This window comes from Vibrio sp. V43_P6S15P86 (genome assembly GCF_009904725.1).
GTDB lineage: Bacteria > Pseudomonadota > Gammaproteobacteria > Enterobacterales > Vibrionaceae > Vibrio > Vibrio diabolicus.
This window is the reverse complement of the sequence record NZ_WXWT01000142.1, coordinates 1-6,507: the sequence shown is the minus strand read 5'-3', so window position 1 is coordinate 6,507 and position 6,507 is coordinate 1. Positions and strand designations below refer to the sequence as shown.

The following is a 6,507-nucleotide window of genomic DNA, read 5'->3' as shown; positions in this document are numbered from 1 at the left end:
ATTTGATTGCTCGAATTACAAGCTCTTTTTTGGTTTTTGTTATAACCAAACGTTTGCCTGATTTATTGATAATTTTAAGAACTTCGAACGATTTGGCGCGAAAGGTGCAATATTTGTGAGGTTTTGGACTGGAAAACGTTTGCACACCCAACAGGGCTTTGAGAGAATTATGACCTACTTTTCGTTTCGCTTAATGTACTCAGGAGCAGACATGTCGTCTCGTAAACATCTTGCCAATGCAATTCGTGCTCTAAGCATGGATGGTGTTCAACAAGCTAACTCAGGCCACCCAGGCGCACCAATGGGTATGGCTGATATCGCTGAAGTTCTTTGGCGCTCTCACCTAAACCACAACCCATCAAACCCAGAGTGGGCCGACCGCGACCGCTTCGTGCTATCAAACGGTCACGGCTCAATGCTTATTTACTCTCTACTGCACTTAAGCGGTTATGAGCTATCTATTGACGATCTGAAAAACTTCCGTCAATTGCACTCAAAAACCCCAGGTCACCCAGAGTACGGCTACGCGCCTGGTATCGAGACAACAACGGGTCCTCTTGGTCAAGGCATCACTAATGCTGTTGGTATGGCTATCGCAGAGAAAGCACTAGCGGCACAGTTCAACAAAGAAGGTCACGACATCGTTGACCACTTTACGTATGTGTTCATGGGTGACGGCTGCCTGATGGAAGGCATCTCGCACGAAGCATGCTCTCTAGCAGGTACGCTAGGTCTAGGCAAACTGATCGCGTTTTGGGATGACAACGGTATCTCTATCGACGGTCACGTTGAAGGTTGGTTCTCTGACGATACACCTAAGCGTTTCGAAGCTTACGGCTGGCACGTAATCCCAGCGGTAGACGGTCACGATCCTGAAGCAATCAACGCAGCGATTGAAGCGGCTAAAGCGGATCCTCGCCCGACTCTAATCTGTACTAAAACAATTATCGGTTTCGGTTCTCCTAACAAGTCTGGTTCGCACGACTGTCACGGTGCGCCATTAGGTCACGATGAGATTCAAGCGGCTCGCGAATACCTAGGTTGGGAGTACGGTCCATTTGAAATCCCTGCAGATGTTTACGCTGAGTGGGACGCAAAAGAAGCAGGTGCAGCGAAAGAAGCGGCTTGGAATGAAAAGTTCGAAGCATACGCAGCAGCTTACCCTGCAGAAGCAGCAGAGCTTAAACGTCGTCTAAACGGCGAACTTCCAGCAGAATGGGAAGAAAAAGCGAACCAAATCATTGCTGATCTTCAAGCAAACCCAGCGAACATTGCATCACGTAAAGCATCGCAAAATGCACTAGAAGCGTTTGGTCAAATGCTTCCTGAATTCATGGGCGGCTCAGCTGACCTAGCGCCTTCTAACCTGACCATGTGGTCTGGTTCTAAGTCTCTAGAAACGGATGACTTCTCTGGCAACTACATCCACTACGGTGTACGTGAATTCGGTATGACTGCTATCATCAACGGTATCGCATTGCACGGTGGTTTCGTTCCTTACGGTGCGACATTCCTAATGTTCATGGAATACGCGCGTAACGCAATGCGTATGGCTGCGCTGATGAAAATTCAGAATATCCAAGTGTACACGCACGATTCGATCGGTCTTGGCGAAGATGGCCCAACTCACCAACCTGTTGAGCAAATGGCATCTCTACGCGTAACGCCAAACATGAGCACATGGCGTCCATGTGACCAGGTTGAGTCTGCCGTAGCATGGAAACTAGCGATTGAACGTAAAGATGCACCAACAGCACTTATCTTCTCTCGTCAAAACTTAGCGCAACAAGATCGTACAGCTGAGCAAGTAGCGAACATCGCGAAAGGTGCTTACATCCTGAAAGATTGTGAAGGCCAGCCAGAGCTTATCCTTATCGCAACAGGCTCTGAAGTTGAGCTAGCAGTAGAAGCTGCGACTCAACTAACGGCAGAAGGTAAGAAAGTACGCGTGGTTTCAATGCCATCAACAGATGCATTCGACAAACAAGACGCCGCTTACCGTGAAGCAGTATTGCCATCAGACGTAACGGCACGCATCGCTATCGAAGCGGGCATCGCAGACTTCTGGTACAAGTACGTTGGTTTCGACGGTCGCATCATCGGTATGACTTCATTTGGTGAATCTGCACCTGCTGGTCAGCTATTCGAGATGTTTGGCTTCACGACTGAAAACGTAGTGAACACAGCAAAAGAATTGCTAGCGTAACTGCTAGATTGTCTCAATAGTCCGAACGTAAAGGACGACTGTTAGATACTAAAGTTGGAAAGGCCATCATTGCGATGGCCTTTTTTGTTTTTTGTCAGGTTTTCCAACCTTGTGGAATGCTTTGGTGAATACAGTCTAAAAGTACGGATAAGCGCAGTGGTGGTCTTCCTGCAGGCGTATAGCAGTTAATGGAGATGGGCTCTGAAAGCCAACCTTCTAAGCAAGGTGTGATTCGACCCGGATGATGTTTCTCGTAGCCGCTTGCTGTCCAAGTTGGCAGCAGTCCAATACCATGACCATTCGCGATGCTGTCGATCTGCATTGCGATGTTGTCGCTGTATAAGCGACTCACAAATGGCTCTAAAAAGAACTCACCGTGTTGAGGGTGTGCTAGCATCAATCCATTTTCTTGCACTGAACCAAAATCGATCCATGGATGTGCTTCAAGCTCTTTGGGGTGCGGTATAGGCCCATGTTGTTTTAGATAATTTGGAGAGGCAAAAGGCGTATAGCGAAATACCCCCAGCACTTCTTTTCGCCAGTCTAGCTCTTTACGTTCACCGAGCCAGATGAACAAATCTGGGTCATGGTGCGCTTCAGAAAAGTCACTGGTAAGCTGAACCCTAACATCAGGATTATCGGCAAGAAAACCGTTGAGCACACCACCTAGCCAACTTCTAACTAATGCTGTGTGACAAACAATATGCAGCGGCCCTGAAACTTGGTTTGTTAAACCTTGAAGCGCGTCATAACTCTCTTCACTTAGCTCAAGAATCTGGCGACTGTAGTGGGCAAAAATTTCTCCCGCTCTTGTCAGAACTAATCGGTTACCTTGTCTTGCGGTTAGAGCCTGACCGAAATCTTCTTCTAATTGTGCTAAGCGACGACTTAGCGTTGATTTAGGCTGGTTAAGGGCCTTGGCAGCGGCGGTCAAACTCTTATGCTGATTGAGCGCATCAAAGGCTCGAATTGATGCTAAGTCGTGCATATTTCATTTACTCCTTACTGCGTTATGCACGGGTTCCATAAACGGGAAGAACCGTTCCATAACTCTCACTATGCATCTCATTCTATTTGTGAATAATTTACTTTCGAAAATAATAATCATTATCAATTATGGAGATGTAGATGTCTACTCTTAGACTGCCAGTTATTACTGCAACTGGTATTTTAGCCTTCGTCAGTGTTCCTCATGTGTTTGCCAATGATGCGGTTTCTAAAATGGAAACAGTGGTTGTAACTGCATCAAGTTATGAGCAATCTCAAGCGGACGCGCCTGCAAGTATTAGTGTGATTTCACGTGAGGAGTTGGACTCTCGTTATTACCGCGATGTGACTGATGCACTAAAAAGTGTGCCTGGTGTCGTCGTAACAGGTGGTGGTGACACTACCGATATCAGTATCCGTGGTATGGGTTCTAAATACACTTTGATACTGGTCGATGGTAAACGTCAAAGCACACGTGAAACTCGCCCAAATAGTGACGGCCCCGGTATCGAACAAGGTTGGTTACCTCCTCTTCAAGCGATTGAGCGAATTGAAGTTATCCGTGGTCCAATGTCGACGCTTTATGGTTCTGATGCGATTGGTGGTGTAATTAACGTGATCACGCGAAAAGACGCGATGGAGTGGACAGGTAATGTTCAGCTAGGCACGGTTCTGCAAGAAAACAGTCGCTCGGGCGGAGAGCAGAGCGCGAATTTCTTCGTCAATGGGCCGCTAGCCGAAAATCTATCTCTCCAAGTATACGGTCAGTATACCGCAAGAGAAGAAGACGATATTGAATACGGCTATGAAGATAAAGATATGCAAAGTATCTCTTCAAAACTGACCTACCAGATTAATGACCGCCATTCTGTGCAACTAGAGGGTGGCACATCGGCACAAAGTCGTCGCGGTAACGTTGGCCTTTCCGTACCAACGACGGGTTGCCGAAGAGGTTGTGAGGATTCACTCAACGAATATCGTCGTAATTATGTAACGCTAAGTCACAATGGCGACTGGGACTCGGTTGGCATCTCAGATACTTACTTACAACGTGAAGAGAGCGAGAACAAATCTCGCGAGATGACGATCACCAACACCACGTTCAAATCGAGCTTAGTGACTGGAATTGGAAACCATACGCTGACGACTGGTGTGGACGCCACTCATGCAGAGCTTGAGGATTTCACCTCCAACAAAGCGTCATCGAAGACCGAAACATCGAATACGCAGTGGGCTGTTTTCATTGAAGATGAATGGAGAATCGCCGATCCGTTTAGCGTTACGCTTGGTGGTCGTCTAGATCATGACGAAAACTATGGCGCGCACTTTAGTCCGCGTGTCTATGGTGTATGGCGAGTTGACCCGTCTTGGACTGTGAAAGGTGGCGTGGCAACAGGTTTCCGTTCTCCGCAATTACGTGAAATTACTCCTGGTTGGGCGCAAGTCAGTGGCGGCGGTAATATCTACGGTAACCCAGACCTTGACCCTGAAACGTCGCTAAACAAAGAAATCAGTGTCTTGTACCAAGGTGACTCCGGTTTAGATGTCTCTTTGACTGCGTTCCATAATGAGTTCAAAGACAAGATCACACGTGTTGTTTGTCCAGATACCATCTGTACTGATGGACCAAACCAATGGGGTGCAGATCCAACGTACCGCATTAACGTGGACGAAGCGGTCACACAAGGTATTGAAGCGACCTTAGCATCGCCGTTAACGGAAACCATTTACCTCAGCTCGAGCTACACATTTACCGACTCAGAGCAAAAAACAGGTGAATACAAAGGCATGCCACTGCAGCAGTTACCAAAGCATTTGTTTAATGTGGATGTAACCTGGCAAACAACAACAGATCTAGAAAGCTGGGCTAAAGTCACTTACCGAGGTAAAGAAATGGATCCGGTTACTGGCCCATCAAGAAACAGTATCGTAGAGCCTGCTTATACTTTTGTTGACGCTGGTGTGACATACCAGTTAACCGATAATACTCGTATTAAAGGTGCGATCTATAACTTGCTGGATGAGGAAATCAGTTACGAAGAATACGGATATGTCGAAGATGGTCGTCGCTACTGGTTAGGTTTAGACGTCGCATTTTAATTATTGTTGTAATAAGGCCGAGCATTGTCTCGGCCTTTTTTAATCCTGCTTTACTATGATTCAACAGGTGCGTTTTTCAGCCTGATCAGGTAGTATCTGTGACACGAAATTTTTGGTAGGGCGAAGGATAAATGCTAAAGGTTGCGATCAATGGATTTGGACGTATAGGTCGTAATGTTCTGCGAGCCGTGTATGAAAGCGGAAAACATCAGCAGATCAAGGTTGTGGCGGTTAACGAATTAGCGCAGCCAGAAGCGATGGCGCACCTACTGCAATATGACACTAGTCATGGTCGCTTCGGTAAAAAAATCTCCCACGACCAAGAACACTTGCATGTTCATCATGACAGCGGCGAATATGATTCTATTCGCATTCTTCACCTCTCTGAACTCGAATTACTTCCTTGGCGCGATTTAGAAGTCGATATTGTTTTGGATTGCACTGGCGTGTTTGGTTCACAAGCCGATGGGCAAGCGCATATAGAAGCTGGCGCGAAGAAAGTGCTGTTTTCACACCCGGGCGCAAGCGACATAGATAATACGATTATCTATGGTGTGAACCACGAAACTCTGAAAGATGAACACCGTGTTGTCTCTAATGGCTCATGCACCACCAACTGTATCGTTCCCATCATTAAAGTGTTAGATGAAGCCTTCGGTATTGAGTCCGGTACCATTACCACGATTCACTCTTCCATGAACGATCAGCAAGTAATCGATGCGTACCATAACGATCTACGCCGTACCCGCGCTGCGAGCCAATCTATTATTCCGGTTGACACCAAGTTGCATAAGGGGATTGAAAGAATCTTCCCGAAATTTTCCAACAAATTCGAAGCAATTTCTGTTCGTGTCCCAACCGTTAACGTCACCGCAATGGATTTAAGTGTCACAATTAATACAAATGTGAAAGTTAATGACGTAAATCAAACCATTGTTAACGCATCTCAGTGTACATTACGTAACATTGTTGACTATACTGAATCGCCACTCGTTTCCATCGACTTTAACCACGACCCCCATAGTGCGATTGTAGATGGAAGCCAGACTAGAGTGAGTAACGGGCAACTCGTAAAAATGCTCGTTTGGTGCGACAACGAATGGGGCTTTGCTAACCGGATGCTGGATACTGCCTTAGCAATGCAAGCTTCTTCGCAAGTGGAGCAGTAATGACGAAGAAGTGATGGAGAATTTTTATTTCAAGCCTTGAAATAA

The 6,507-nt window shown here is 46.5% G+C and carries 4 protein-coding genes; 3 read left to right on the top strand and 1 reads right to left on the bottom strand.

Going from position 1 to position 6,507, the window contains the following annotated elements; genetic code table 11:
* The first annotated feature begins 211 nt into the window (after positions 1 to 211).
* Positions 212 to 2,206, top strand: coding sequence for a transketolase (gene tkt / locus CAG69_RS06265; protein WP_161443231.1), 1,995 nt, complete (start codon positions 212 to 214; stop codon positions 2,204 to 2,206).
* Positions 2,207 to 2,300: 94 nt separating this feature from the next.
* Here tkt and CAG69_RS06260 read toward each other — a convergent pair whose 3' ends face one another.
* A complete protein-coding gene (locus CAG69_RS06260) occupies positions 2,301 to 3,194 on the bottom strand; it encodes a LysR family transcriptional regulator (protein WP_161443229.1) in 894 nt (297 codons plus the stop codon).
* A 140-nt stretch (positions 3,195 to 3,334) separates the two neighbouring features.
* On the opposite strand from CAG69_RS06260, the gene CAG69_RS06255 reads away from it, so the two are divergent.
* Both CAG69_RS06255 and epd read left to right on the top strand, forming a co-directional pair.
* A complete protein-coding gene (locus CAG69_RS06255) occupies positions 3,335 to 5,293 on the top strand; it encodes a ligand-gated channel protein (protein WP_005393952.1) in 1,959 nt (652 codons plus the stop codon).
* Between the two features lie 131 nt (positions 5,294 to 5,424).
* Positions 5,425 to 6,462 carry an erythrose-4-phosphate dehydrogenase gene (gene epd / locus CAG69_RS06250; RefSeq protein ID WP_046875106.1) on the top strand — a complete coding sequence of 346 codons (1,038 nt, stop codon included), beginning with the start codon at positions 5,425 to 5,427 and terminating at the stop codon, positions 6,460 to 6,462.
* Positions 6,463 to 6,507 lie beyond the last annotated feature (45 nt).

Excerpts from the sequence above, each read along its gene's own strand:
- tkt (WP_161443231.1), top strand. The coding sequence starts at position 212 with ATGTCGTCTCGTAAACATCTTGCCAATGCAATTCGTGCTCTAAGCATG.
- CAG69_RS06260 (WP_161443229.1), bottom strand. The coding sequence starts at position 3,194 with ATGCACGACTTAGCATCAATTCGAGCCTTTGATGCGCTCAATCAGCAT.
- CAG69_RS06255 (WP_005393952.1), top strand. The coding sequence starts at position 3,335 with ATGTCTACTCTTAGACTGCCAGTTATTACTGCAACTGGTATTTTAGCC.
- epd (WP_046875106.1), top strand. The coding sequence starts at position 5,425 with ATGCTAAAGGTTGCGATCAATGGATTTGGACGTATAGGTCGTAATGTT.